Annotated in this window: 20 protein-coding genes, 1 tRNA gene and 1 riboswitch; of the genes, 8 read left to right on the forward strand and 13 right to left on the reverse strand. The window is 68.6% G+C overall.

Annotated features, from left to right (window positions below; all coding sequences use genetic code 11):
* Positions 1 to 207 precede the first annotated feature (207 nt).
* Complete coding sequence (locus tag AB0D57_RS40545; RefSeq protein WP_362085718.1) at positions 208 to 1,428, forward strand: acetyl-CoA C-acetyltransferase; 1,221 nt, start codon at positions 208 to 210, stop codon at positions 1,426 to 1,428.
* Between the two features lie 299 nt (positions 1,429 to 1,727).
* A complete protein-coding gene (locus tag AB0D57_RS40550; protein ID WP_362085787.1) occupies positions 1,728 to 2,513 on the forward strand; it encodes a hypothetical protein in 786 nt (261 codons plus the stop codon).
* A 55-nt stretch (positions 2,514 to 2,568) separates the two neighbouring features.
* Here the strand turns inward: AB0D57_RS40550 and AB0D57_RS40555 are convergent, their stop codons facing one another.
* A complete protein-coding gene (locus AB0D57_RS40555) occupies positions 2,569 to 2,880 on the reverse strand; it encodes a hypothetical protein (protein ID WP_362085721.1) in 312 nt (103 codons plus the stop codon).
* A 104-nt stretch (positions 2,881 to 2,984) separates the two neighbouring features.
* On the opposite strand from AB0D57_RS40555, the gene AB0D57_RS40560 reads away from it, so the two are divergent.
* Entirely contained in the window at positions 2,985 to 3,215 is a 231-nt protein-coding gene (locus AB0D57_RS40560) for a DUF4287 domain-containing protein (protein WP_362085724.1), read from the forward strand.
* A 139-nt stretch (positions 3,216 to 3,354) separates the two neighbouring features.
* Here AB0D57_RS40560 and AB0D57_RS40565 read toward each other — a convergent pair whose 3' ends face one another.
* From AB0D57_RS40565 to AB0D57_RS40580, 4 genes are all read right to left on the reverse strand, one after another.
* Positions 3,355 to 4,236: a Bax inhibitor-1/YccA family protein gene (locus AB0D57_RS40565; RefSeq protein ID WP_362085727.1), complete on the reverse strand. Its 882-nt coding sequence runs from the start codon at positions 4,234 to 4,236 to the stop codon at positions 3,355 to 3,357.
* Positions 4,237 to 4,463: 227 nt separating this feature from the next.
* Positions 4,464 to 5,639, reverse strand: a complete 1,176-nt coding sequence (locus AB0D57_RS40570) for a 4-hydroxybenzoate 3-monooxygenase (RefSeq protein ID WP_362085730.1) — start codon at positions 5,637 to 5,639, stop codon at positions 4,464 to 4,466.
* A gap of 227 nt (positions 5,640 to 5,866) precedes the next feature.
* A complete protein-coding gene (locus AB0D57_RS40575) occupies positions 5,867 to 6,289 on the reverse strand; it encodes a hypothetical protein (protein WP_362085790.1) in 423 nt (140 codons plus the stop codon).
* Positions 6,290 to 6,614: 325 nt separating this feature from the next.
* Positions 6,615 to 7,775, reverse strand: coding sequence for an NAD-dependent formate dehydrogenase (locus AB0D57_RS40580; protein ID WP_362085733.1), 1,161 nt, complete (start codon positions 7,773 to 7,775; stop codon positions 6,615 to 6,617).
* Positions 7,776 to 8,219: 444 nt separating this feature from the next.
* Between AB0D57_RS40580 and AB0D57_RS40585 the strand changes: the two genes are divergently transcribed.
* From AB0D57_RS40585 to fmdA, 3 genes are all read left to right on the forward strand, one after another.
* Positions 8,220 to 8,498 (forward strand): FmdB family zinc ribbon protein, encoded by a 279-nt coding sequence (locus tag AB0D57_RS40585; protein ID WP_362085736.1) that lies wholly within the window; start codon positions 8,220 to 8,222, stop codon positions 8,496 to 8,498.
* A gap of 81 nt (positions 8,499 to 8,579) precedes the next feature.
* On the forward strand, positions 8,580 to 9,224 hold the full coding sequence (locus AB0D57_RS40590; protein WP_362085739.1) for an AmiS/UreI family transporter: 645 nt from the start codon (positions 8,580 to 8,582) through the stop codon (positions 9,222 to 9,224).
* A gap of 24 nt (positions 9,225 to 9,248) precedes the next feature.
* Positions 9,249 to 10,499 (forward strand): formamidase, encoded by a 1,251-nt coding sequence (fmdA, locus tag AB0D57_RS40595; protein WP_362085742.1) that lies wholly within the window; start codon positions 9,249 to 9,251, stop codon positions 10,497 to 10,499.
* Positions 10,500 to 10,742: 243 nt separating this feature from the next.
* Here fmdA and AB0D57_RS40600 read toward each other — a convergent pair.
* A tRNA-Leu gene (locus AB0D57_RS40600) sits at positions 10,743 to 10,825 on the reverse strand.
* A gap of 412 nt (positions 10,826 to 11,237) precedes the next feature.
* Between AB0D57_RS40600 and AB0D57_RS40605 the strand changes: the two genes are divergently transcribed.
* Entirely contained in the window at positions 11,238 to 12,008 is a 771-nt protein-coding gene (locus AB0D57_RS40605) for an ABC transporter ATP-binding protein (protein WP_362085745.1), read from the forward strand.
* Positions 12,009 to 12,435: 427 nt separating this feature from the next.
* Positions 12,436 to 14,961 carry an FtsX-like permease family protein gene (locus tag AB0D57_RS40610; RefSeq protein ID WP_362085748.1) on the forward strand — a complete coding sequence of 842 codons (2,526 nt, stop codon included), beginning with the start codon at positions 12,436 to 12,438 and terminating at the stop codon, positions 14,959 to 14,961.
* Between the two features lie 70 nt (positions 14,962 to 15,031).
* Here the strand turns inward: AB0D57_RS40610 and AB0D57_RS40615 are convergent, their stop codons facing one another.
* The 7 genes from AB0D57_RS40615 to AB0D57_RS40645 all read right to left on the reverse strand — a co-directional run bounded on the left by AB0D57_RS40615 (position 15,032) and on the right by AB0D57_RS40645 (position 23,227).
* Positions 15,032 to 16,321 (reverse strand): cyclopropane-fatty-acyl-phospholipid synthase family protein, encoded by a 1,290-nt coding sequence (locus tag AB0D57_RS40615; protein ID WP_362085751.1) that lies wholly within the window; start codon positions 16,319 to 16,321, stop codon positions 15,032 to 15,034.
* Positions 16,322 to 16,766: 445 nt separating this feature from the next.
* Positions 16,767 to 18,152: an NAD(P)/FAD-dependent oxidoreductase gene (locus tag AB0D57_RS40620; protein ID WP_362085754.1), complete on the reverse strand. Its 1,386-nt coding sequence runs from the start codon at positions 18,150 to 18,152 to the stop codon at positions 16,767 to 16,769.
* Between the two features lie 480 nt (positions 18,153 to 18,632).
* Positions 18,633 to 19,574: a Ppx/GppA phosphatase family protein gene (locus tag AB0D57_RS40625; protein WP_362085757.1), complete on the reverse strand. Its 942-nt coding sequence runs from the start codon at positions 19,572 to 19,574 to the stop codon at positions 18,633 to 18,635.
* The gene (locus AB0D57_RS40630; protein ID WP_362085759.1) at positions 19,571 to 20,203 is read right to left on the reverse strand and encodes a DUF501 domain-containing protein; all 633 of its coding nucleotides are present in this window, start codon (positions 20,201 to 20,203) and stop codon (positions 19,571 to 19,573) included. Before AB0D57_RS40630 ends, AB0D57_RS40625 begins: the two co-directional genes overlap by 4 nt.
* 78 nt (positions 20,204 to 20,281) lie before the next feature.
* Positions 20,282 to 20,758 (reverse strand): septum formation initiator family protein, encoded by a 477-nt coding sequence (locus tag AB0D57_RS40635; protein WP_362085761.1) that lies wholly within the window; start codon positions 20,756 to 20,758, stop codon positions 20,282 to 20,284.
* Between the two features lie 167 nt (positions 20,759 to 20,925).
* The gene (gene eno, locus AB0D57_RS40640; RefSeq protein ID WP_356275861.1) at positions 20,926 to 22,212 is read right to left on the reverse strand and encodes a phosphopyruvate hydratase; all 1,287 of its coding nucleotides are present in this window, start codon (positions 22,210 to 22,212) and stop codon (positions 20,926 to 20,928) included.
* Positions 22,213 to 22,534: 322 nt separating this feature from the next.
* A complete protein-coding gene (locus AB0D57_RS40645; protein ID WP_362085765.1) occupies positions 22,535 to 23,227 on the reverse strand; it encodes a transglycosylase family protein in 693 nt (230 codons plus the stop codon).
* Positions 23,228 to 23,231: 4 nt separating this feature from the next.
* Positions 23,232 to 23,395, reverse strand: a riboswitch (cyclic di-AMP (ydaO/yuaA leader).
* Positions 23,396 to 23,469 lie beyond the last annotated feature (74 nt).

A 23,469-nucleotide genomic window follows, 5' to 3' on the forward strand; every position in this document is an offset into this window, starting at 1 on the left:
GGGGTCCAGGGGGCGCAGCGCCCCTGGCGGGGGTCTGGGGGCGGAGCCCCCAGGGATGGGACGGGTAGGGGCGGCGGGGGCAAGGAAAGCAAGCGCTTAGAAAAGTGCGGCCGGAGTCACACGACCAGAGCGGTGACCTGGACGGTACGTGCGGGTAACTTCCCAAGCAGCCCTGCCCGTCCACCCCGTAACGCCAATGGAGCCGTGATGCCCGAAGCCGTGATCGTCTCAGCCGCCCGCTCCCCGATCGGCCGCGCCTTCAAGGGCTCCCTGAAGGACGTACGCCCCGACGACCTGACCGCCACGATCATCCAGACCGCCCTCGCCAAGGTCCCCGAGCTGGACCCCAAGGACATCGACGACCTCATGCTCGGCTGCGGCCTCCCCGGCGGCGAGCAGGGCAACAACCTCGGCCGCATCGTCGCGGTGCAGATGGGCATGGACCACCTCCCGGGCTGCACCATCACCCGCTACTGTTCCTCGTCCCTCCAGACCACCCGCATGGCCCTGCACGCCATCAAGGCCGGCGAGGGCGACGTCTTCATCTCGGCCGGCGTCGAGCTGGTCTCCCGCTTCACCAAGGGCAACTCCGACAGCCTCCCGGACACCCGCAATCCCTTCTTCGCCGAGGCCGAGGCCCGCACCGCGGCCGTCGCCGAGCAGGAGGGCACCACCTGGCACGACCCGCGCGAGGACGGCCTCGTCCCGGACGCGTACATCGCGATGGGCCAGACCGCCGAAAACCTGGCCCGGATCAAGGGCGTCACCCGCCAGGACATGGACGAGTTCGGCGTCCGTTCGCAGAACCTCGCCGAGGAAGCCATCAAGAACGGCTTCTGGGAGCGCGAGATCACCCCGATCACGACCCCCGACGGCACGGTCGTCAGCAAGGACGACGGTCCGCGTGCCGGAGTCACCCTCGAAGGCGTCCAGGGCCTGAAGCCCGTCTTCCGCCCGGACGGCCTCGTCACGGCGGGCAACTGCTGCCCCCTCAACGACGGCGCCGCCGCCCTCGTGATCATGTCCGACACGAAGGCCCGCGAGCTCGGCCTGACCCCGCTCGCGCGCGTCGTCTCGACCGGCGTCACGGGCCTCTCCCCCGAGATCATGGGCCTCGGCCCGGTGGAGGCCAGCAAGCAGGCCCTGCGGCGCGCCGGCCTGACCGTCGACGACATCGACCTGTTCGAGATCAACGAGGCGTTCGCCGCCCAGGTGATCCCCTCCTACCGCGACCTGAACATCCCGCTGGAGAAGCTGAACGTGAACGGCGGCGCGATCGCCGTCGGCCACCCCTTCGGCATGACCGGCGCCCGCATCACCGGCACGCTCATCAATTCCCTCCAGTTCCACGACAAGCAGTTCGGCCTGGAGACGATGTGCGTCGGCGGCGGCCAGGGCATGGCGATGGTCATCGAGCGCCTCAGCTGACCCTGCGTCAGCGATCCCGTTCGCGTCACCACCGTTGAACCCGGTGTGACCGGATCGGCCCAGCGTCCCGTAACCGCCGGGACCCTGGGCCGATTTGTGATCCAATCCCGCCCAAGATGTGACCTATCTCCTCTTGGAGGAGGATCTACGCAGGTCAGAGCCGTTACGCAGCTAAACCCCGGGCCCAAAGCCCTATCCCTTTCGTGACGTTACGCACTGACAGCCGCATGGTCCGCCCTTCAAGCTGAGATAGGAAGTCGGGGGTCGACTTTGAACACGGGAGTACGTCAGTGAGCGCCATGCCAATTGCTTTGCTGCTCACCACCGCCGCGACCGCGGCCGTGGGCGTCGCCGTTCTGCGCGCCCTGCGGGGTCTGCGTCGGCAGGTCGCGGCCCTGCACACGGATCTCGCCTCGAGCCGCTCCAGTGCCGCACGCGGCCTCGTGCCGGCCGCGCGCGCGGCCGCGGACGCGGACGAGATACGTGCCGCTGTCGCCGAGGCACTCGCCGACGAGCGGGAGCGGGAGCTCGCCGAAGCACGGGCGTTCTGGGCCGCCCAGGAGGCGCGCGACGCCTCGGACGCGCCCTCGCTGCTCGGCGGCCTGCCCGACAGCGAGCTGTTCCTGCCCCGGCAGTCGGACTTCATGGGCCTGGAGTACCTGGAGCCGGTGAGCGAGCCGGGCGTGGAGGCCGAGGAGTTCGCCGGGGACTCGCCCGAACTGGCAGCGGCCCGCCGCCGACACCCCTCCCACCCGGACTTCGTACCGGTCCAGTCACCCGTCGTGAACGACTACGAGCGCACGGTGGCCTGCCTGGAGGAACTCGCCGAGTCCCGCACGGAGCTGGCGGACGTCCGCCCCGGCCCCCTCGGCACCCTCGACGTCTATGTCTTCGCCGACGGTACGACGCTGTGCATGACCCCGGGCCACCGCGAGACCGCCGAGCGACTGGCCGCGGCCCTGCGCGCGGGCGAGTCTCCGGTCCTGCTGGGCGGCTCCGGCGTGTCGGGCGCGTACGCACTGACGTTCGCGTGCGGCGAGGAGAACATCTACATCCTGGCGGACCGCGTCATAGCGTCGCTGTAGGAACCGCGGCAGGAAGCAGCGCACCACGTACAGCGCGCCGGAGTCGATCACCGGATCAGACCCCGGCGCGTTTCTGTGCCTCCGCCACCAGAGCGACCGCCTCCGCCAACTCGCCCTCGTCCTTCAGTACGAGCGCCAAATCATGAGCGGCGACGGTGATTTGGTCGGCGGCGGCGAACATCCCCGCGTCGGGCATCACGCGGGGCTCCCCGGAAGGGTCCTCCACCCGCTGGGCACGCAGTGCCAACTCCCTGGCCAGGCCCAGCGCCTCGGCGGCAGCGCTCCGTTGCAGCCGGCTCTGCGGCGCGGCCCGCAACCGGTCGGCGAAGTGATCCACGGCTCGGGTCAGCGGCGTCGTATCAAGCACGCCGCGAGACTACGCGCCGTGGCGGGACTGTTGCCAACAACCCAACCCTCAGGCACCGTGGCGTGAAGGACCGGCTTACATCCCCTTTGCGTCCGGAGGCGCCGATGTCCCAAGTCTTCTCCGCGGAGACCCATCGCAATCTGCTCGCTCGCATCCCCCACTGCACCGGTCGTGAGATCTCCGACTGGCTGCGCACCGTCGACGAAGGCCCCTCTCTCTTCCGCTTCGAGGAGAAGGTCAGCTGGCTCCGCGCCGAGCACGACCTCGCGTACGGCCACGCCAAGGCGATCATCCACGAGTACGACTTGAGGAGGGCCGCGCGCAAACTGCTCTGAGCGCGCACCACCGAGACGACCAGGTATCCGAACGGCAAGCATCGAAACGACGACAAGCGTCCGAACGACAAAGGGCCCGCGAACCACTGAGTTCGCGGGCCCTTCACGTCACCTACCGGTCCGTTTAGTCGTCGCCCTTTTAGTCGTCGCCGCTGAAGATGGCGACCAGGCGCAGCATCTCGACGTAGATCCAGACGAGGGTCATGGTCAGGCCGAACGCGGCCAGCCAGGCCTCTTCCTTCGGCGCGCCGTAGGCGATGCCGTCCTCGATCTGCTTGAAGTCGAGGGTCAGGAAGAACGCGCCGAGAATGATCGCGATGATGCCGACGATCGCGCCGAGCGGGCCCATGCTGCGCAGCCCGCCGTTCTCGGCGACACCGAAGACGACCAGCAGCAGGTTGACCGCCGTCACCAGGATGAAGGCGATGGCGATGGCCATGCCGATGCGCGCGTACCGCGCGGTCACGCGGATCCAGCCCGCCTTGTAGATCAGCAGGGTCGCGCCGGACACCGCCATGGTGCCGAGCACCGCCTGGAAGGGCGCGCCGGACCACTGGCTGTTGTACATCTCGCTGATGACCCCGAGGAAGACGCCCTCGAAGGCGGCGTAACCGAGGATCAGCGCGGGCGAGGCCGTGCGCTTGAAGGACTGCACCATGGCCAGCACGAAGGCGACCAGGGCGGAGCCGATGGCGAGCCCGAAGCTGGTGCTGGTGACCGGCAGCAGGGCCCAGGCCAGGATGGCGCCGACGGCGACGGTGCCGAGCGTCATGGCCGAGCGCATGACGACGTCGTCCATCGTCATCCGGCCGGTGGTGACCGGGGCCTGCGGCGGGGCGCCGTACTGCTGGTCCTGCTGGGCGTACGGGTTCTGCGCGTAGGGGTTGCCGCCCTGCTGCGCATACGGGTTGGCCTGCGTGCCGACAGCGGGTCCCCCGGCCTGCGGCGCCGCGTTGAATCCCGCGTAGCCGTTGTCGCGGCTGAAGCCCCGTCGCGAGAAGACCGGGTTGCTGCTCCTCATTTCACTCCTCCATGGCCACCCTGCGTGGCCTTGGGCTCAAGAGTAATAGGTAGGCAAAAGAATGACCCTAGTGCTTGGGGAGGATCTTTCCCTTGCGATGCCCACGGTACGCGGGGGGTGCACGCCCGGCGAGGCTTGGTACCAAGCCGTGACAGCACCCCTTGGCCTCAGCCGGTCTCAGGCAGCCTCAGGCGGCCTCAGCCGGTCTCAGGCGGTCTGAGCCGGTCTCAGGCGAGGGGAAATCCGGTGTACCCCTCCGCGAGGTCCGTCTCGGCCGCCCGCGAGGTCGCGATCCGACGCAGGCCTGCCAGCTGGATGCGGTCGTCGAAGGGGGTCGCGTCTGGGGCGCGGTGCAGCAGGGTCGTCATGTCGTACGAGAACCGCTCGGCCTGCCAGACGCGGCGCAGACAGGTCTCGGAGTAACCGTCGAGGCGTTCCGCCGATCCGGTCTCCTCCAGATGGACCAGCGCACGGGCGAAGGTGACCACGTCCCCGACGGCCAGGTTGAGCCCCTTGGCACCGGTCGGCGGGACGATGTGGGCGGCGTCCCCGGCGAGGAAGAGCCGACCGTGCCGCATCGGCTCGTGGACGTGGCTCCGCATGGGGGTGACGGACTTGGCGGTGATGGGCCCCCGCCGCAGCCGCCAGTCGTCGTCGGTCTCGAAGCGCCGCTCCAGCTCGTCCCAGATGTCGTCGTCCGCCCACGCCTCGGGGTCCGTACCCTCGGGCACCTGGAGGTAGAGCCGGGACACGGCGGGCGACCGCATGCTCAGCAGGGCGAAGCCGCGGTCGTGGCGGGCGTAGACCAGCTCGTCGTGGGAGGGCGGCACATCGGCGAGGATCCCGAGCCAGCCGAACGGGTACGTCCGTTCGAAGGTGCGGGAGAGCTCGGCGGGCACCGCCTTCCGGGCCACCCCCCAGAACCCGTCGCAGCCGACGACGTACTCGCACTCGAGCACATCCTCACGCCCCTCGTGCCGGAACCGGACCCGCGGCCGTTCGCTCTCGGCCCCCTCCACCTCCAGCGCCTCGGCCTCGAAGAGCAGCGGCCCGCCCTCCTTTCGCTGGAGCGCGATGAGGTCCTTGCAGACCTCCGTCTGGGCGTACACCATCACGGAGCGCCCGCCGGTGAGAGCCGGGAAGTCGACGCGGTGCCGCTGCCGCTCGAACCGCAGCTCGATCCCGTCGTGCCGCAGCCCTTCCCGGTCCATCCGTTCCCCGGCCCCGGCGGCCCGCAGGACGTCCACGGTCCCCTGCTCCAGGATTCCGGCACGCTGCCGCTGCTCCACGTACGCCCGCTCACGGCTCTCCAGTACGACGGAGTCGATCCCCGCGTTGTGCAGCAGCCGCGCCAGCAGCAGCCCGGCCGGCCCGGCCCCGATGATCCCGACGGTGGTACGCATCCGGCACGCCCCTTCGCGTTCCTCACGCATGTTCGCCTAGTTCGTCTGGTGAAATTTACTTCACCATTTCGTTCCAGAAGTTTCCGACCGCACGCGCGGGCTGTCAACGGTTTCCGCCGGCCCTTCGGCACTGAGCAGCCATTCAAAGGCCGAGGACGACGACGGCCCGCGGCAGGGTCCCCTTCGGGGGGAGCCCACCGCGGGCCGTGTCCGGGCCCGTCAGGGCGTCAGAGCTGTCCGCCGATCTCGCACGCCTGGCACGGCGGCCGGCCGCAGGTGCACTGCATGATCGCTTCGAGGACGTCGCGGTCGTGGTACAGGCATTCGTCCTTGCAGGTGTGGCGCGGAATGAAGCCCGCCGGGATCTCACCGGGCCACGGCTCGTGACCGTCCCGGCAGCGGACGAATCGCTCGGGGTCGCTGGAGTGCAGTTCGTGCATGCTGGAGCGCGCCTCGTCCTCCAGCTCCCGCACCCGCTGCACCAGGGCTTTGAGCTCGGTGGCGAGTCCGACGTACCGATCGGCGCCGGTCCTCACATGCGCGGCCCGTAGTGCCATCGCTGCGTTACCGAGAAATCGTCCAGCATCCTGAAGATCGGTCACGTGATGCATCTGAATGCCGTTCACGCCCCGTACCCATACGGCGTCCATGCTGCTCACTGATCCACCTTCCCGGCGTGCGGTCGCCTTGTTTTTCTTGCGAAACAGTATGCGCGGCGCCGGTGCCTTCGCATAATGGAAAATCAAACTATTTAACGAAGCTAAAGCTCTCGATCGCGCCCGTCCAGCGAAATTCGGCGTGAGTCGGCTCACAGCGGGCATTGGGCCCGCGGCAGGCATAAGTAGATCTTCCGCGGAATCCGCTGCTGATTTCTTGTCCGCGGCAGTTATTCGTTGTCAGGCGACCGTGGAGGAACGCGCCGCCGGGCGACCGTGGAGGAACGCGCCGCCGGGCGACCGTGCGGGAACCGCGCCGTCAGGCGACCGTGTAGGAACGCGCTCCCGTCCCGGCGAGACCGCCCCCGTCGACGATCAGGTACTCCGGGCGGATGGAACGCCCGTCGAACCAGCACTCCAGGATCTCCCGGGTCCCGGCGGCATAGCGCGCCTGCGCCGAGAGGGTCGAACCGGACACATGCGGTGTCATCGCCTCGTACGGCATCGTGCGCCAGGGATGGTCGGGCGGTGGCGGCTGCGGATACCAGACGTCACCGGCGTACCCGGCCAGTTGGCCGCTGTTCAGGGCCCGCACCACGGCGTCGCGGCCGACGATCAGCGCACGTGCCGTGTTGACGATGTACGAACCGCGCCTCATCGCCCCGATCAGTTCGTCGTCGAAGAGGTTCTGCGTCTGCGGATGCAGGGGGGTGTGGATCGACAGCACGTCGACCGCGGGGGCCAGCGACCGGACGTCGGGATGCCAGGTCAGGTCCAGCTCCTCCTCGACCTCCCGGGGCAGCCGGTGCACATCGCAGTAGTGCAGCGTCACGTCGAACGGCTTGAGGCGGCGCAGCACCGCCTGGCCGATACGGCCGGAGCCGAGGACGCCGACGTCCATCCCTTCGAGGTCGTAGGCGCGCGAGACACTGTCGGCGATGTTCCAGCCCTTCTGGGTGGTCACCCAGTCGTGGGCGGGCAGATAGTTGTGCACCAGGGTAAGGATCTGCATGACGGCGTGCTCGGACACGCTGATGCTGTTGCTGAAGGTCACCTCCGCCACGGTCATGCCGTGGCCGATCGCGCTCGGCAGGTCGACGTGGTCCGACCCGATCCCCGCGGTGATCGCCAACTTGAGCCGGGGAGCGCCGGTGATCCGCTCGGGGGTCAGATAGGCGGGCCAGAAGGGCTGCGAGATCACCACGTCGGCGTCGGGCAGTTCGCGATCCAGCGTGGAGTCCGCGCCTTCCTTGTCGGACGTGACGACAAACGTGTGTCCTCGCTCCTCCAGGAAGCGGCGCAGTCCCAGTTCTCCCGAGACACAGCCGAGGAGCTGTCCCGGGGTGAAATCGATGGCTTGCGGGGTCGGCGCGGTCTGACCGCCCGGGTAGCCGGTGATAGTGGGAATCTCGTCGCGGGCGTAATCGGGTGGATAACCGCCCACGGGATCCGGATAGAGCACCGCAAGGATCTTTGCCATGGCCGTCCTCCATCGGTGGGGCCACTGGTCCGGAAAACCGGTCGGGCACCTGAACCGATCGGCACCGATGATCTTGAATTTTAGTCGAGTGGGAGTGGGCGCTGCAATCCCCGTCGACAGTGCGGCAATCCCCGGGGACGTCGACAGCGGCAGTCATCGGGCGGCGGTCGGGTCGTCCCATGATGACGCGCAGGTCGTCCCATGACGAACCGGGGCCGGATCTCCCACACCGGCGGGACGTTTCCGCTGACGAGGTTCGCCGTCAATGTGCCCGAGGCGACGTTCCTGCCGGCGGAACACAGCGGCCCGGCCTTCCGCGACTTGACACGCGCATACGCGAGTCGTCTCCTTGAAAGTGAGGAATAAAAAATGTGGCGTGCGCCTACGAGAGTGCCGCGCCTCCCTCTCGGGTTGGCCAGCCTCCCACCGGCATCCGGAGTGGTGATGGCAACCTATGAATATCGATGCAGCCGTTGTGGGCCTTTCGATGTGAAGTTGGCGATCGGGACCGCGCCCGCCGCTTATGGCTGCCCTGTTTGCGCGGGCACCGCAAAACGCGTGTACTCCTCGCCCGGCCTCGCACTGACTTCGCACACGGTCACCGCCCTCCATGAGCGGGAGGAGCAGTCCCGTGATGTCCCGGCAGTGGTTTCCGAAGTACCGCCGGGCAGAAGGGTGCCACGGCGCCCGCACCCCGCGCTCTCGCGGTTGCCCCGGCCCTGAGGGCGGTGGTCGACCAGGCGGGACGTCTCAGGCGGGTATCGGAAATTCCGTCCCCCACGCGGACTGAGGAGGTGCGTCCCCGTGGGCAATGTGGGACTGCTCTTTGTCGGTGCGGTGCTCTTCATCAACGGCATGCTGCTTCTCGGGAAGGTCGACGCCAAGTCTGGAGCGGTGTTCAACCTTTTCATCGGCGCACTGCAGGTACTGACGCCGACTTACCTCATCTTCACCGCCGACGGTGACCCCGACAAGATCCTGGCGGCGTCCGGAATCTATCTGTTCGGCTTCACCTACCTCTACGTAGGTATCGGCCTGCTCGCCGACCTCGACAGCACCGGCGTCGGCTACTACTCGCTGTTCGTGGCAGTCGCGGCCCTGGGGTACGCGTACGTCAATTTCCGGCTCTTCAAGGACCAGCCCTTCGGGGTCATCTGGCTCTACTGGGCATTCCTGTGGTTCCTGTTCTTCCTCTTGCTCGGTCTCAAGATGGACGGCCTCAGAACCTATACGGGCTGGGTAACGGCGATCCAGGGCTGGGTCACCGGAGTGATTCCCGCCGGGATGCTGCTCTCCGGCTACTGGAAACACCCCACCGAGATCGCCATCGCCCTGGCGGTGTTCGGCGTCGTGGTGTTCGCAGGGCTGTGGCCGCGCACCAGGTCTCGGCAGCCGGCCCGGGCGGCCCGGGGAGCACCGCCGGCCGGAAGCGTGCACGCACCTACGTGACCTGATCGGAAATGAGGAGCTGTAATGCCCGAAGTCGTATTCAAGATCGACCAGACCAAGTCGATGCGTGACCAGGACGTACCCGGACACAACAGGTGGCACCCGGACGTCCCCGTCGCCGCCATGGTGAAGCCGGGAGCGGAGTTCCGTATGGAGTGCCGCGACTGGACCGACTGCCAGATCGGCAACAACGACACAGCCAACGACGTACGCGACATCGACCTGACCATCCCTCATATGCTCAGCGGCCCCATAGGCGTGGAGGGCGCCGAACCCGGTGACCTGCTCGTCGTCGACATCCTCGACCTCGGCCCCGTGCCGCAGCAGAGCGGCGACGCGGCAGGCCAGAGCTGGGGCTACACCGGCATTTTCGCCAAGGCCAACGGCGGCGGCTTCCTGACCGACTACTTCCCGGACGCCTACAAGGCGGTATGGGACTTCCACGGTCAGCAGGCCGTCTCCCGTCACCTGCCCGGGATCCGCTTCACCGGAATCACCCACCCCGGGCTGTTCGGAACAGCACCGTCGGCCGAGATGCTCGCCCGCTGGAACGCCCGCGAGAAGGCGCTGATCGACACCGATCCGGACCGGGTCCCGCCACTCGCCCTGGAGCCGGACGGCAACAACGCACTCGCCGGCACGGCCACCGGAGACCTCGCCACCCGCATCGGCGCGGAAGGCGGACGCACCGTGCCGGCCCGCGAGAACGGAGGCAATCACGACATCAAGAACTTCACGCGAGGCTCGAGGGTCTTCTACCCCGTATACGTCAAGGACGCCAAGCTCTCCGGCGGCGACCTGCACTTCAGCCAGGGCGACGGAGAGATCACGTTCTGTGGCGCCATCGAGATGGGCGGCTTCATCGACTTCCATGTCGACCTGATCAAGGGCGGCATGGAGACGTACGGCATCTCCACCAACCCGGTGTTCATTCCGGGCAACGTCGAGCCGCGGTACACGGAGTTCCTCACCTTCATCGGGGTCTCCGTCGACCACGACACGGACACGAACTACTACCTGGACGCGACGCTGGCCTACCGCCGGGCCTGCCTCAACGCCGTCGAGTACCTCAAGAAGTTCGGCTACAGCGGAGAGCAGGCCTACCTGCTCATCGGCTCCGCACCCATCGAGGGACGCATCAGCGGCATCGTCGACATCCCCAATGCCTGCTGCTCGCTGTACGTACCCAGCGCCATATTCGATTTCGATGTCCGGCCCTCCGCCGACGGCCCGATGAAGGCCGAGCGCGGCAAGTGCGCGGTGAGCACCGCCTGACCGGACCGGACGACCACGGCCCCGCAGCCGGAAGGACTGCGGGGCCGTACGGCGCGTGAGTTCGCCCCCCGTGCCGGTGGCGAGGAACCTGGGTGGCGTCCTTGTCGGCGTCGGCCTTCAGGTCCTCCACCGCGATTCCTTCGCCGCGATTCCTCCACCGCGATACGAAGCTCCGTAGAACAGCGGGCCACGTCCGGAACACTCCCGAAGGTGGCCCGCGCCCTGCGTGGCAGGTGCGGGAGGTGCCCGGAACCGGACTTGAACCGGTACGCCCGCGAGGGGCAGCGAGGTTTAAGCTCGCCGTGTCTGCATTCCACCATCCGGGCAGGCCATGGACTCCGCATCGAGGTTCCGAGCCTATCGGGGCGCATCCCCCGAACAGCGGGCGGGCAGCCCGATGTTGTCTTATTTTATTGATGTCTGAGGGTGCATCAGCCCCCGGTACGGGCCATCCGCACTTGCCAATAGCCTTTCGGGTGGCGAGGGCCCGCGTATACGGAATGACGGAATTTCACCGTACGAACGCGTGCCTGGCGTGGCCGACAGACGGACTCCGCGACGTCGCACCCGGACACCGCTCAGGGGACGCCCTCATCCCCAGGTATGACACGGCCCACCCGCAGTGCGACCCAAGGCTGTCCCCGGAACCGGAACAGCGGCTGACTACACGGCGCCGAACGGCAGCGACGATGGAACCCGTCCCCCAGAACGTCGTCGTCCCGACAGGAGCACCCACCCGTGACCACCACGCCCCTCGCCGACCGGACCACCACGGTGGCAGCCCGCGCCACGGAACTGTCCAAGGTCTACGGACAGGGCGAGACCCAGGTGGTCGCCCTCGACCGGGTCTCCGTCGACTTCCGTCAGGCCGAGTTCACCGCGATCATGGGCCCCTCGGGGTCCGGCAAGTCCACGCTGATGCACTGTGTGGCGGGTCTCGACACCTTCTCCTCCGGCTCCGTGCGCATCGGGGAGACCGAGCTGGGCTCCCTCAAGGACAAGCAGCTCACCAAGCTCCGCCGGGACAAGATCGGCTTCATCTTCCAGGCGTTCAACCTGCTGCCGACGCTGTCGGCCCTGGAGAACATCACCCTCCCGATGGACATCGCGGGCCGCAAGCCCGACAAGGAGTGGCTGGACAAGGTCATCAAGATGATCGGGCTCGCCGACCGCCTCAGCCACCGGCCCTCCCAGCTCTCCGGTGGTCAGCAGCAGCGCGTCGCCGTCGCCCGTGCGCTCGCTTCCCGGCCCGACATCATCTTCGGCGACGAGCCGACCGGAAACCTCGACTCGCGCTCGGGCGCGGAGGTGTTGGGCTTCCTGCGCAACTCGGTAAGGGAGTTGGGGCAGACCGTCGTCATGGTCACCCATGACCCGGTCGCCGCGGCCTACGCCGATCGCGTGGTCTTCCTCGCCGACGGCCGCATCGTCGACGAGGTGTTCGAGCCGACCGCGGACTCGGTCCTGGACCGCATGAAGCAGTTCGACGCCAAGGGCCGCACGAGCTGAGGCCCGCCGGGTCGGTCCACCGCGGCCGGGCGGGCCGGGCGGGGCCGGGCAGCGCGCGGGCAGCGCGCTACGGCCGCCCGCTGCCCCACCGACTCACCGCGCCGCCGCGCCGCCGACCCCGCCGACCCCGCCGATCACGGTGGTTCGGCACCGGCCGCACGTGACCACCGCCTGCCCCGGGTTCGGCCACCTGCCGGAACCGACCGCCGCAGGCAGGGGCAAGGGGCCGCGTCCCGGCCGACGCATCACCCCCGCGGACGCCCCCGCCGATCCAAGCCCGTTCGGCACCGCCGAACACCACCGTCGCGGCTGATCGCCGTCCCGGCGGGGAAGCGGGTGCCGTCCCGGCAGGGAAGAGGCGCCACCCCGAACGCCTGACGCCCCGAAGACCTCCCGACCCTCCCTCCCCACTGAACTGAGACAACCCATGTTCCGTACCGCCCTGCGCAACGTGCTCGCGCACAAGGCCAGGCTCCTGATGACCGTGCTCGCCGTGATGCTCGGCGTGGCGTTCGTGTCGGGGACCCTGGTCTTCACCAACACCCTCTCGGAGGCCTACCAGAAGAGCTCCGCCAAGGGCTTCGACCAGGTCGACGTAGCCATCCAGCCGGAGACCCCGGAGGACAGCGGCGACACGGTCGGCAAGGAGCAGAAGCTCACGCAGGCGCTGCTCGACAAGGCCGCCGAGATCCCTGGCGCCGGTACCACCATCGGTGTCGTGAGCGGCTTCACCGCCATCGCCGACAAGGACGGCAAGCTCATCGGCGGCGGCTTCCAGTCGCAGGGCGCGAATTACTGGGGAAAGAAGGACCCCCGGTATCCGCTGAGCAGTGGCCACGCACCCCAGGGGACGAACGAGATCGCGATCGACTCGGAGACCGCGAAGCGGGCCGGGTACAAGGTCGGCGACACCGTACGGCTGTCCGTGGACGGCCCGGTGCTCACCCCCACCATCGTCGGCATCTTCACCACCGACGACGGCAACGTCGCCGCGGGCGGCTCCCTCACCCTCTTCGACACGGCGACCGCGCAGCAGCTCTTCGACCGGGTCGGCGAGTACGACGAGATCGATGTGAAGGCCGCGGTCGGCACCAGCCAGACCGCCCTGCGCAGCGCCCTCGACCAGGTCGTCCCGGACGAGATCGCCTCCACCACCACCGGCAAGCAGCTCGCCGACGACCAGGCCGACCAGATCGCCTCGGCGATGAGCGGCATGAAGACGGCCCTGCTGGTGTTCGCCGGTATCGCGCTCTTCGTCGGTACGTTCATCATCGCCAACACCTTCACCATGCTGGTCGCCCAGCGCACCAAGGAGCTGGCCCTGCTGCGTGCCGTCGGCGCCTCGCGCAGGCAGGTCACCCGGTCCGTGCTGCTCGAGGCCTTCGTCGTCGGCACGGTCGCGGCCGTGGCCGGTCTGGCCGCGGGTGTCGGCATCGGTGCGGCCATGCGCTCCCTGGTGGGCTCGCTCGGCGTCGTACCGGACGGCCCGCTGGTGATCTCGCCCGGCACCGTCGCGACGGCCCTGATCGTCGGCGTCCTCATCACGATGCTGGCCGCCTGGCTGCCGGGCCGCCGCGCCGCGAAGATCCCGCCGGTCGCCGCGATGAGCAGCGTGCACGCGAAGGCGACCACCAAGTCCCTCGTCGTACGGAACACGCTCGGCTCGTTGCTCGCCGGCGCGGGCATCGCCGTGGTCCTGTACGCCACGACCATGAGCGGCTCGGACGGCCAGGCCCCGATGGGCATCGGCGCGGTGCTGCTGATCCTCGGCGTCTTCGTCCTCACCCCGCTGCTGTCCCGCCCGCTGATCGCGGCCGCCGCGCCCGTACTGCGGATCTTCGGGGTCTCCGGCAAGCTCGCCCGCCAGAACTCGGTCCGCAACCCGCGCCGTACCGCCGCGACCGCCTCGGCGCTGATGATCGGCCTCACCCTGATCACCGGAATGACGGTGATGGCGGGGAGCCTGCAGACGTCGATCGACAAGATGGCCAGCTCCGCGATCAAGGCGGACTACGTCGTCTCGATGGCGAACGGCAACTCGCTCTCGCCCGACGTCGAGAAGACCCTCGCCGGTCTCGACGACGTCACCGACACCAGCTCCCTGCGCAACTCGCCGGCGCGCATCGACGGCGAGACCGAGTACCTGACAGGCGTCAACGGCGCGGCCATCGCCAAGCTCACCGCCCTCACGATCGACAACGGCGCCTTCAAGGTCGACGGCACGCGGATCGTCGTCGACAAGGACACCGCCGCGTCGCACGGCTGGAAGGCCGGTTCGGACTTCACGGTGTCGTACGAGGACGGCAAGAAGCAGAGCCTGACCGTCGCCGGGGTCTACGAGGGCAACGAGATGATCAACGGCATCATCCTCGACAACGCGACGCTCTCGCCGCACCAGACGGACACCTACGACATGCAGGTCATGCTGAAGACGGCCGGCGGCACGTCCGACGCGACCAAGGACAAGCTGGAGAAGGCCCTCGGCGACAACCCGGCCATCCAGGTCCAGGACAAGAAAGACATCTCCGAGCAGATCTCCCAGATGTTCACGCTCATGCTGAACATGCTCTACGGCCTGCTCGCGATGGCGGTCATCGTCGCCGTCCTCGGTGTCATCAACACCCTGGCCATGTCGGTCTTCGAGCGTTCCCAGGAGATCGGGATGCTCCGCGCGATCGGCCTCGACCGCAAGGGCATCAAGCGAATGGTCCGCCTGGAGTCCCTCGTCATCTCGCTCTTCGGCGGCGTGCTCGGCATCGGCCTGGGCGTGTTCTTCGGCTGGGCGGCCGGTGAACTCATCGGCAGCAGCATGGCGACGTACGAACTGGTCCTGCCCTGGGCCCGGATGGGCGTCTTCCTGCTGCTCGCGGCGACGGTCGGGGTCCTGGCCGCGCTGTGGCCGGCCCGGCGTGCGGCCCGCCTGAACATGCTGGCGGCGATCAAGTCCGAGTAGGGACGAGTCGGGATACATTGAGAGGGGCCCCGTTCCTGTTTGCCGGAACGGGGCCCCTCTCATATCCGTGTCAGTTCCAGGTGCGCGCCCGCAGGGGCATCCCGGAGGCGCCGGAGGACTCAGGAGTCCTGATCGCCACCACCTGGTTGACGCCGATGCGGTTGCGCTCGAAGGCGAGCGCGGAGGCCGCCATGTAGAGGCGCCAGACCCGGGCGCGCCCGGGACTGGTGAGCTGCACGGCCCGCTCCCACTGCGCCTCGAGATTGGCGACCCAGTGGCGCAGGGTGAGCGCGTAGTGCTCGCGCAGGGACTCGACGTCGCGGACCTCGAACCCGGCCCGCTCCAGCTGCGCCACGGTGGTGCCGATGGGGGCGAGCTCGCCGTCCGGGAAGACATACGCGTCGATGAACTCGTCGACGGAGTACGCCGATTCATCCCGCCGCGGCCGCCGCCCGATCTGGTGGTTGAGCAACCGGCCGCCGGGCTTGAGAAGTTGGTACAACACCTCCGTGTACTCCAAGTAGCGCTCCGAGCCGACGTGTTCGGCCATGCCGATGGAGGAGATCGCGTCGTACGGCCCGTCGGCGACGTCCCGATAGTCCTGGACCCGGATCTCCACCCGGTCGGTCAGCCCCTCATCGGCGACCCGCTTGCGCGCGTATGCCGCCTGCTCCTGCGAGAGCGTGACTCCGACGACGCTCACGCCGTGCTCACGGGCGGCGTGAATGGCCATCGAGCCCCAGCCGCAGCCGACGTCGAGGAGCCGCTGACCCGGCCTCAGGTCGAGTTTGCGGGCGACGAGTTCCAGCTTGTCGCGCTGGGCGCCCTCCAGGGTGCCGTCCGGCTCCCAATAGGCGCACGAGTAGACCATCGACGCCCCGAGGACGATCTCGTAGAAATCGTTCCCCACGTCGTAGTGGTGGCTGATCGCGCGCTTGTCGCTGTGCTTGGTGTGCAGGTGGCGGCGCCTGCGGACCTCCTCGCCGGGCGGGGTCGGCGGCAACGGGGTTTTGGCCATCACCATCAGCCCGCGGACGGCTGCGCGCACCTCGGGGTCGCGCAGGGCCTCCACCACCCCCCGGGCGCCCTCGCCCCGGTCCCACACCAGCCCCGACATCAGGTCGAGCGCGGCGTAGAAGTCACCCTCGACGCCGAGATCCCCGGCGACCCAGGCCCTGGCCAGCCCCAACTCCCCCGGCTTCCACAGCAGGTGCCGTAGCGCGCGGCGGTTGCGCACGTTGAGGGTGGGGGCGCCGGGCGGTCCTGCTTCCGACCCGTCCCAGGCGCGGATGCGCACCGGCAGCGGGACTCCCAGCAACTGTTCGACAAGGCTCTTCAGCCGCAGCGCGGCGTCTTGCATGGCGTACACCTCCGAGACAAAACTCCCCGAACGCTCCAACACCACGTAAACACCAACTGACCTGGTTCGCAGTCCCCCTAACGCGTTACAACTGAGCAAAATAGTTGTACGCACCATGCGTTTTTCGCCCCCACCGCCCCTACCCATCCCCATCCCCTGGGGGCTCCGCCCAGACCCCCGTTCGGCCTGAACGGCCTCGTCCTCAATCGCCGGACGGGCTGAGATGCCTCAGGGGCGCGGGGAACTGCGCGCCCAGCCCCCACCGCCCCGCAGCAAAGCAACAACCTGCCGGGGGTCCGGGGGCGGAGCCCCTGGGGACGGGACGGGTAGGGGCGGCGGGGGCGAAACCCCTCGGCCCCGCACACCCACCGAACGCCGAAGGGACCCCCCGCACCACGGATGGCGGGAGGCCCCTTCGGGCTGAGCGCTGAACAGTGACCGGAGGTCAGGAGGCCTTGGCCTTCTCCTCCGCCTTGGCGGGCGCCGCAGCGGCCGGCGCCGGCTTCGCGGCCTCGTAGAACTCCTCACGAGGAGTCTCCATGGCCCCGAGCGAGACGACCTCACGCTTGAGGAACGCCGCGAGCGTCCAGTCCGCGATGACCCGGATCTTGCGGTTCCAGGTCGGCATGGCCATCCCGTGGTAGCCACGGTGCATGTACCAGGCCAGACGGCCCTTGACCTTGATCTTCATCTTGCCCATGACGACCATCGCGACGCCCTTGTGCAGGCCGAGACCCGCGACAGCACCCTTGTTGGAGTGGCTGTACTCCTTCTGCGGGAAGCCCCGCATACCGGAGATCACGTTGTCGCCGAGGACCTTGGCCTGACGCAGCGCGTGCTGCGCGTTCGGCGGGCACCACGCGTTCTCGACACCGGCCTTGCGGGCGGCGACGTCCGGCACCTGCGCGTTGTCACCGGCGGCCCAGATGTAGTCCGTGCCCTGCACCTGGAGCGTGGCCTGGGTGTCCACGTGACCACGCGGGCCGAGCGGCAGACCGAAGCGGGAGAGGACGGGGTTCGGCTTGACGCCGGCCGTCCAGACGATCGTGTTGGAGTCGACCTCGAGGCCGTTCTTCAGGACGACGTGGCCGTCGACGCACGAGTCCATGGAGGTGGAGAGGTAGACCTCCACACCGCGGCCCTCGAGGTGCTCCTTGCCGTACTGGCCGAGCTTGGGGCCGACCTCGGGAAGGATCTTGTCCGCGGCGTCGACGAGGATGAAGCGCATGTCCTCGCGGGACACGCTGGTGTAGTACTTCGACGCGTCGCGGGCCATGTCCTCGACCTCGCCGATGGTCTCCGCGCCCGCGAAGCCACCGCCGACGAAGACGAAGGTGAGCGCCTTGCGGCGGACTTCCTCGTCAGTCGTGGAGTCGGCCTTGTCGAGCTGCTCAAGGACGTGGTTGCGCAGGCCGATGGCCTCCTCGATGCCCTTCATGCCGATGCCCTGCTCGGCGAGGCCGGGGATCGGGAAGGTGCGGGAGACCGCGCCCATCGCGATGACGAGGTAGTCGAAAGGCAGCTCGTACGCCTCACCCACGAGGGGGGCGATCGTGGCGACCTTGCGGTCCTGGTCGATGGTGGTGACCCGGCCGGTGAGGACCTCCGCCTTGGGCAGCACGCGTCGCAGCGGGACGACGACATGCCGCGGGGAGATGCTGCCGGCGGCGGCTTCGGGGAGGAAGGGCTGGTAGGTCATGTACGACCGGGGGTCGACGACCGTGACGGTCGCCTCTCCGTAGCGCATCTTCTTGAGAATGCGCCGAGCTGCGTACAGGCCTACGTACCCACCGCCTACTACGAGGATCCTGGGACGCTCCGTGGTGCTCATGCCATCGAGTATCCACCCGCCCCTGGAGGGTCGCTCGTGCGCCCCTTCACAAGCTTGGGTGAGGCCTCTGCTACACTGCGCGGCTCACGTGACGGAGGTCATGGCGGTACAGGGGAACCACCGTGTAACGCGGACCGTTGTCAACACCCCGTGAGCTGCCGCTCCGGTGTCCGAGTGGGTCGAACAGGCCTCCCGTTTCATCCGCAGGAAACACGCCCGGAACGCTCCGTTGAGCACCCTCCCGGGCCTGGTGAGCCCCCTAGGGGGACCCGGGCGGCCCTATCGTCGCCCAACAGGGCCGATTTCCTTGTGAACTACTTCACGAAGTTTTCTGGCGGCGTGTCGACAAGAGAACCCGAATGGCCTCTGATCGCGCTCATACGTTATCCGAACTGCTCAGGAGAGAGTGTCGACGGGTCGTAAAGATCTCCTCACACCGCCGTTTCCATCGCTCTGAGGTCGCACCACGGCGGCCTCGACTCACGCCACGGACCAGGCGATCCCGTCCAGAATGTCGTGCTCGCTGACCACGACCTCCGCCGCGCCGATCCGCTCCATGATCGAGAGCAGTACGAGCGCACCGGCGGCGATGACGTCGACGCGCCCCGGGTGCATCGAGGGGATCGCGGCGCGTTCTGCGTGGGTGGAGGCGAGGAGCCACTCCGTGATCTCGCGGACGCGGTCGTAGGAGATCCGGGAGTGGTGGATGGCTGCCGAGTCGTACTCGGGAAGGTTCTGCGCGATGGCCGAGACCGTGGTGACGGAACCCGCGAGGCCGACCAAAGTGTGGGCCTCGCGCAGCGGGACGGTCCGCTCGGCGAGGTCCAGCGCGGCCTCGATGTCGGCGCGGATCGCGTCGATCTGGGCGGGGGTCGGCGGGTCGGTGACCACGCCCTCGTGGACGAGGTGGCGCTCCGTCATCCGTACGCAGCCGATGTCCACGGAGCGGGCGGCGCGTACGTGGTCGTCGCCCACGACGAGTTCGGTCGAGCCGCCCCCGATGTCCACGACCAGATAGGGCTTGGCGAGGTCGTCCCGCCCCGTCAGCTCCTTGGTCGCCCCCGTGAAGGAGAACTCGGCCTCCTGGTCCCCGGAGATGACCTCGGGCTCGACCCCGAGGATGTCCAGGACTCCTCGTACGAACTCATCCCGGTTCTCGGCGTCGCGGGACGCCGAGGTCGCCACGAACCGGAGCCTCTCGGCGCCGTGTTCCTTGACGATCGCCGCGTACTCGCGGCAGGCCGCGAAGGTCCGCTCCAGAGCCTCGGGGGCGAGTCGGCCGGTGCGGTCGACGCCCTGGCCGAGCCGGACGATCGTCATCCGGCGGTCCAGTTCGACGAGTTCCCCTGTGTCCGGGTGGGCGTCGGCGACGAGGAGGCGGATGGAGTTCGTACCGCAGTCGATGGCGGCGACGCGTGTCACTTCTCGTCCTCCTCTACGGACTCCACGGACTCTGCGGGCTCCACGGGCTTGAAGGCGAAGTAGCCCGAGCCGTCGTCCGAGGTGTCCACCTGCCAGCCGTCGCCGGTGGGCGGGCCCGCGGGAGTCACACACGCCCCCTTGCGCCACCACTCCGGTAGCATCGCGATCGCCTCGTCGCCCAGCGGGTTCACCCCCGGCCCCGCGGCCAGGGAGTGCGCCACCAGCACGTGCAGGCACTTCACCCGGTCCGGCATGCCGCCGGCGCTCGGGAAGCCCTCCAGGACCTCCATGGCATCACGGCGGGCGATGTAGTCCTCGTGCGCGGCGCGGTAGGCGGCGGCCAGCTCGGGGTCGGTCGCCAGCCGGTCCGTCATCTCCTTCATGACGCCGTTGGCCTCGAGCGTGCCGATCGCCGAGGCGGCGCGCGGGCACGTCAGGTAGTACGTCGTCGGGAACGGCGTCCCGTCGGGGAGCCGGGGCGCCGTCTCCACCACGTCCGGCTGCCCGCAGGGACAGCGGTGCGCGATCGCGCGCAGTCCGCGCGGCGGTCGGCCGAGCTGCTGCTTGAAGGCCTCGACATCCGCGTCGGTCGGCTCGGTGCGCGGGGTGGGCGGCGGGGGCGTTTCCATGCCTGTGCTCAAGTCTCTTTCTTCGTCACTACGTCACTACGTCACTACGTCACTACGGCGGTACGGCGGTTCGGCGGTTCACCGGTCGGAGCGGTCGGACTTGTCGACGCCGTCCCAGACGTTGGCGTACCAAGGCCGGGCTGCCGCCCCCTGGTCAGTCCGCGACTGCTTCGCCGCGTCCGGGTCGATCACGATGTATCCGGTCTCGCCCGGCATCACATAATGCAGCCGCTCCCGGATCTGCTGCTCCGCGTACGCGTCGTCCTGCCAGCGTGCCTTGAGGTCGCGCAACTGCTCGACCCGCGCCCGGGCCTGCTCCCGCTGCCGCTCCAGGTCGGCGATCTCGGCGCGCTGGGACACGTACTGCCTTATCGGGTACGCGAGCGCCACGATCAGAGAACAGATGACGAGGGCGAGGAGCGCGGCCCTCCCGGTCAGCCGTGAACGGCGGGCCTGGCGCTTGGTCTGGGAGCGGTAGACCCGGGCGGCCGTCTGCTCACCGAGCAGCCGCAGCCTGGTCGCGGTGGAGAACCGGTCCCGGTCCTTCACGGCCATGAGTCCCGCCTCCCCGATACCTGTACCCACCTGGACGTGCGTACGTCCCCGCACACGGTACGGGACCGAGTACGGGGACGTACGTACGACGCTTCCTACGGCTGTTACGGCTGCAAGGCTCAGCCCTTGCTGTGCCCGTGGTCCGCAAAGCGGAACTGCGGGAACGCTCAGCCCTTGAAGCGCGGGAAGGCGCTGCGACCTGCGTACACCGCCGCGTCGTCGAGGATCTCCTCGATGCGCAGCAGCTGGTTGTACTTGGCGACGCGGTCCGAGCGGGCCGGGGCGCCGGTCTTGATCTGGCCGCAGTTCACCGCGACGGCGAGGTCGGCGATGGTGACGTCCTCGGTCTCGCCGGAGCGGTGGGACATCATGCACTTGAAGCCGTTGCGCTGGGCCATCTCGACGGCGTCCAGCGTCTCGGTCAGCGAGCCGATCTGGTTGACCTTGACGAGCAGGGCGTTCGCGGAGCCCTCCTCGATGCCGCGGGCCAGGCGCTCCGGGTTGGTGACGAAGAGGTCGTCGCCGACGATCTGGACCTTGTCGCCCAGCTTCTCGGTGATGACGTTCCAGCCGGCCCAGTCGTCCTCGTACAGCGGGTCCTCGATGGAGACGAGCGGGTACGCGGAGACGAGCTCCTCGTAGTACTCGGTCATCTCGGCGGCCGAGCGGGACTTGCCCTCGAACTCGTACTTGCCGTCCTTGTAGAACTCGGACGCGGCGACGTCGAGTGCGAGAGCGATCTGCTCGCCGGGGACGTAACCGGCCTGCTTGATGGCCTCGAGGATGAGGTCGAGCGCGGCGCGGTTGGACTCCAGGTTCGGGGCGAAGCCGCCCTCGTCGCCGAGGCCGGTGGACAGGCCCTTGGTCTTCAGCACCTTCTTGAGGGTGTGGTAGACCTCGGCGCCCCAGCGCAGGGCCTCGGAGAAGGACTCCGCGCCGATCGGGGCGATCATGAACTCCTGGATGTCGACGTTCGAGTCGGCGTGCGACCCGCCGTTCAGGATGTTCATCATCGGAACGGGCAGCAGGTGCGCGTTCGGGCCGCCCAGGTAGCGGAAGAGGGGGAGGTCGGACGCCTCGGAGGCGGCGTGCGCGACGGCGAGCGAGACGCCGAGGATGGCGTTGGCGCCGAGGGAGCCCTTGTTGTCGGTGGCGTCCAGGTCGAACATCGCCTGGTCGATCAGGCGCTGCTCGGTGGCGTCGTAGCCGACGAGCTCCGGGCCGATCTGCTCGATGACGGCGAGGACGGCCTTCTCGACACCCTTGCCCTGGTAACGGTTGGGGTCACCGTCACGGAGCTCGATGGCCTCGAAGGCGCCGGTGGAGGCGCCGGACGGAACGGCGGCACGACCCGTGCTGCCGTCGTCGAGGCCAACCTCGACCTCGACCGTGGGGTTGCCTCGGGAGTCCAGGATTTCCCGGGCTACGACGACGTCGATGGACGGCACGAGCATCTCCTTCTGGGATGTGACGCGGGTACGCGGGGCCGCGAGGCCCGCACGGCGCGGAGCCGCGTTCGGCTACGCGAGATGAGCCTAACCGGCTCGGAGGGATCGGCCAGCCGGTCGACCACCTCTTGGGCAGAACTGAGGGTAAACATTGTTCCCCCAGGGAACAAAAAGCCCCGCCCCGGCGCGTACGGGGGAACACGCGCCAGAGCGGGGAGCCCGTGGGGACGGGGGTGACCCTCACCGGGGTCTCCAGTGTGGAGACCCCTCTTATGAGGGGGCTGTCATTCAGCTGAGGGCAGCCGAGGTCACCCCAGGCCGGCCGAGGTCAGCCGAGGTGAAGCTGCTGACCCGGGTAGATGAAGTCCGCGTCGTCGACGATGTCCTTGTTCAGCTTGAACAGCTGCTGCCAGCCACCCTTGACGTTCTTCTTCTCGGCGATCGTGCTGAGGGAGTCACCCGCGACGACCTTGTACTCGCCGTCACCCTTCGCGACCTTCTCGCCGGTCGGGGTGGAGACGGTCTTCTCGGCGGCCGGGCGCTCCGCCGAACGGGAGGCGGGCTGCTCCGTCGTACGGGTGGTGCTCGCGCTCTGCGTGTCGGCCGAGGGCGAGCTGCTGCTCGCACCGCCGCCGTTCGGGGTGCTGGACAGGCCCGTGCCACAGGTCGGCCAGGCGCCCTTGCCCTGCCCGGCGAGGACCTTCTCGCCGATGGCGATCTGCTGGGACTTGGAGGCCTGGTCGGCGGTGGAGGCGTAGGCGGTGCCGCCGTACGCGGCCCAGGTGGAGGCCGAGAACTGCAGGCCGCCGTAGTAGCCGTTGCCGGTGTTGATGGACCAGTTACCGCCGGCCTCGCACTGGGCGACGGCGTCCCACTCGGAGTCGGTGGCGGCGGAGGCGCTGCCGGCCGCCATCAGCGGGGCGGCGATGGCCACACCGGTCACGCCGGCGAGCGTGGCGATGCGGGTAGTCCGATCGAAAGCGGTCGGGCGGCGGTGCTTGCCCTTGCTGGAAAGCAGCATGGAGTGATCCCCTCACCGACGCCTGCGAGGTGAGCTGTCGGGTTCGGGCGGGTGAGTGCCCGGCCGCGCGCTCTCGGCGCACGTCTTCACCCCAAGCCACTCCCGGTCAACTACCGGGCGTGGCACTTACCTTGGGTCCCCCGCTCCTGCCTACGGCGCTTGACGCGTCGACTGTTCCCGTACGGCCGCTGGCAGGATTCGGCGTTGCGATCGTCGGGGCCCGCTGTGGCGAGCGGTGATGA

The sequence above is a fragment of the Streptomyces sp. NPDC048275 genome (assembly GCF_040652275.1).
In the GTDB taxonomy this organism is placed as follows: Bacteria; Actinomycetota; Actinomycetes; order Streptomycetales; family Streptomycetaceae; genus Streptomyces.

What these genes read in the sequence shown, in the direction of transcription:
- AB0D57_RS40645 (WP_362085765.1), bottom strand. Translation starts at nt 23,227, where the DNA reads ATGCTGCTTTCCAGCAAGGGCAAGCACCGCCGCCCGACCGCTTTCGAT.
- AB0D57_RS40565 (WP_362085727.1), bottom strand. Translation starts at nt 4,236, where the DNA reads ATGAGGAGCAGCAACCCGGTCTTCTCGCGACGGGGCTTCAGCCGCGAC.
- AB0D57_RS40545 (WP_362085718.1), top strand. Translation starts at nt 208, where the DNA reads ATGCCCGAAGCCGTGATCGTCTCAGCCGCCCGCTCCCCGATCGGCCGC.
- AB0D57_RS40570 (WP_362085730.1), bottom strand. Translation starts at nt 5,639, where the DNA reads ATGCGTACCACCGTCGGGATCATCGGGGCCGGGCCGGCCGGGCTGCTG.
- AB0D57_RS40635 (WP_362085761.1), bottom strand. Translation starts at nt 20,758, where the DNA reads ATGGCCGTGAAGGACCGGGACCGGTTCTCCACCGCGACCAGGCTGCGG.
- fmdA (WP_362085742.1), top strand. Translation starts at nt 9,249, where the DNA reads ATGCCCGAAGTCGTATTCAAGATCGACCAGACCAAGTCGATGCGTGAC.
- AB0D57_RS40575 (WP_362085790.1), bottom strand. Translation starts at nt 6,289, where the DNA reads ATGGACGCCGTATGGGTACGGGGCGTGAACGGCATTCAGATGCATCAC.
- AB0D57_RS40550 (WP_362085787.1), top strand. Translation starts at nt 1,728, where the DNA reads ATGCCAATTGCTTTGCTGCTCACCACCGCCGCGACCGCGGCCGTGGGC.
- AB0D57_RS40630 (WP_362085759.1), bottom strand. Translation starts at nt 20,203, where the DNA reads ATGGAAACGCCCCCGCCGCCCACCCCGCGCACCGAGCCGACCGACGCG.
- eno (WP_356275861.1), bottom strand. Translation starts at nt 22,212, where the DNA reads ATGCTCGTGCCGTCCATCGACGTCGTCGTAGCCCGGGAAATCCTGGAC.
- AB0D57_RS40620 (WP_362085754.1), bottom strand. Translation starts at nt 18,152, where the DNA reads ATGAGCACCACGGAGCGTCCCAGGATCCTCGTAGTAGGCGGTGGGTAC.
- AB0D57_RS40615 (WP_362085751.1), bottom strand. Translation starts at nt 16,321, where the DNA reads ATGCAAGACGCCGCGCTGCGGCTGAAGAGCCTTGTCGAACAGTTGCTG.
- AB0D57_RS40585 (WP_362085736.1), top strand. Translation starts at nt 8,220, where the DNA reads ATGGCAACCTATGAATATCGATGCAGCCGTTGTGGGCCTTTCGATGTG.
- AB0D57_RS40560 (WP_362085724.1), top strand. Translation starts at nt 2,985, where the DNA reads ATGTCCCAAGTCTTCTCCGCGGAGACCCATCGCAATCTGCTCGCTCGC.
- AB0D57_RS40580 (WP_362085733.1), bottom strand. Translation starts at nt 7,775, where the DNA reads ATGGCAAAGATCCTTGCGGTGCTCTATCCGGATCCCGTGGGCGGTTAT.
- AB0D57_RS40610 (WP_362085748.1), top strand. Translation starts at nt 12,436, where the DNA reads ATGTTCCGTACCGCCCTGCGCAACGTGCTCGCGCACAAGGCCAGGCTC.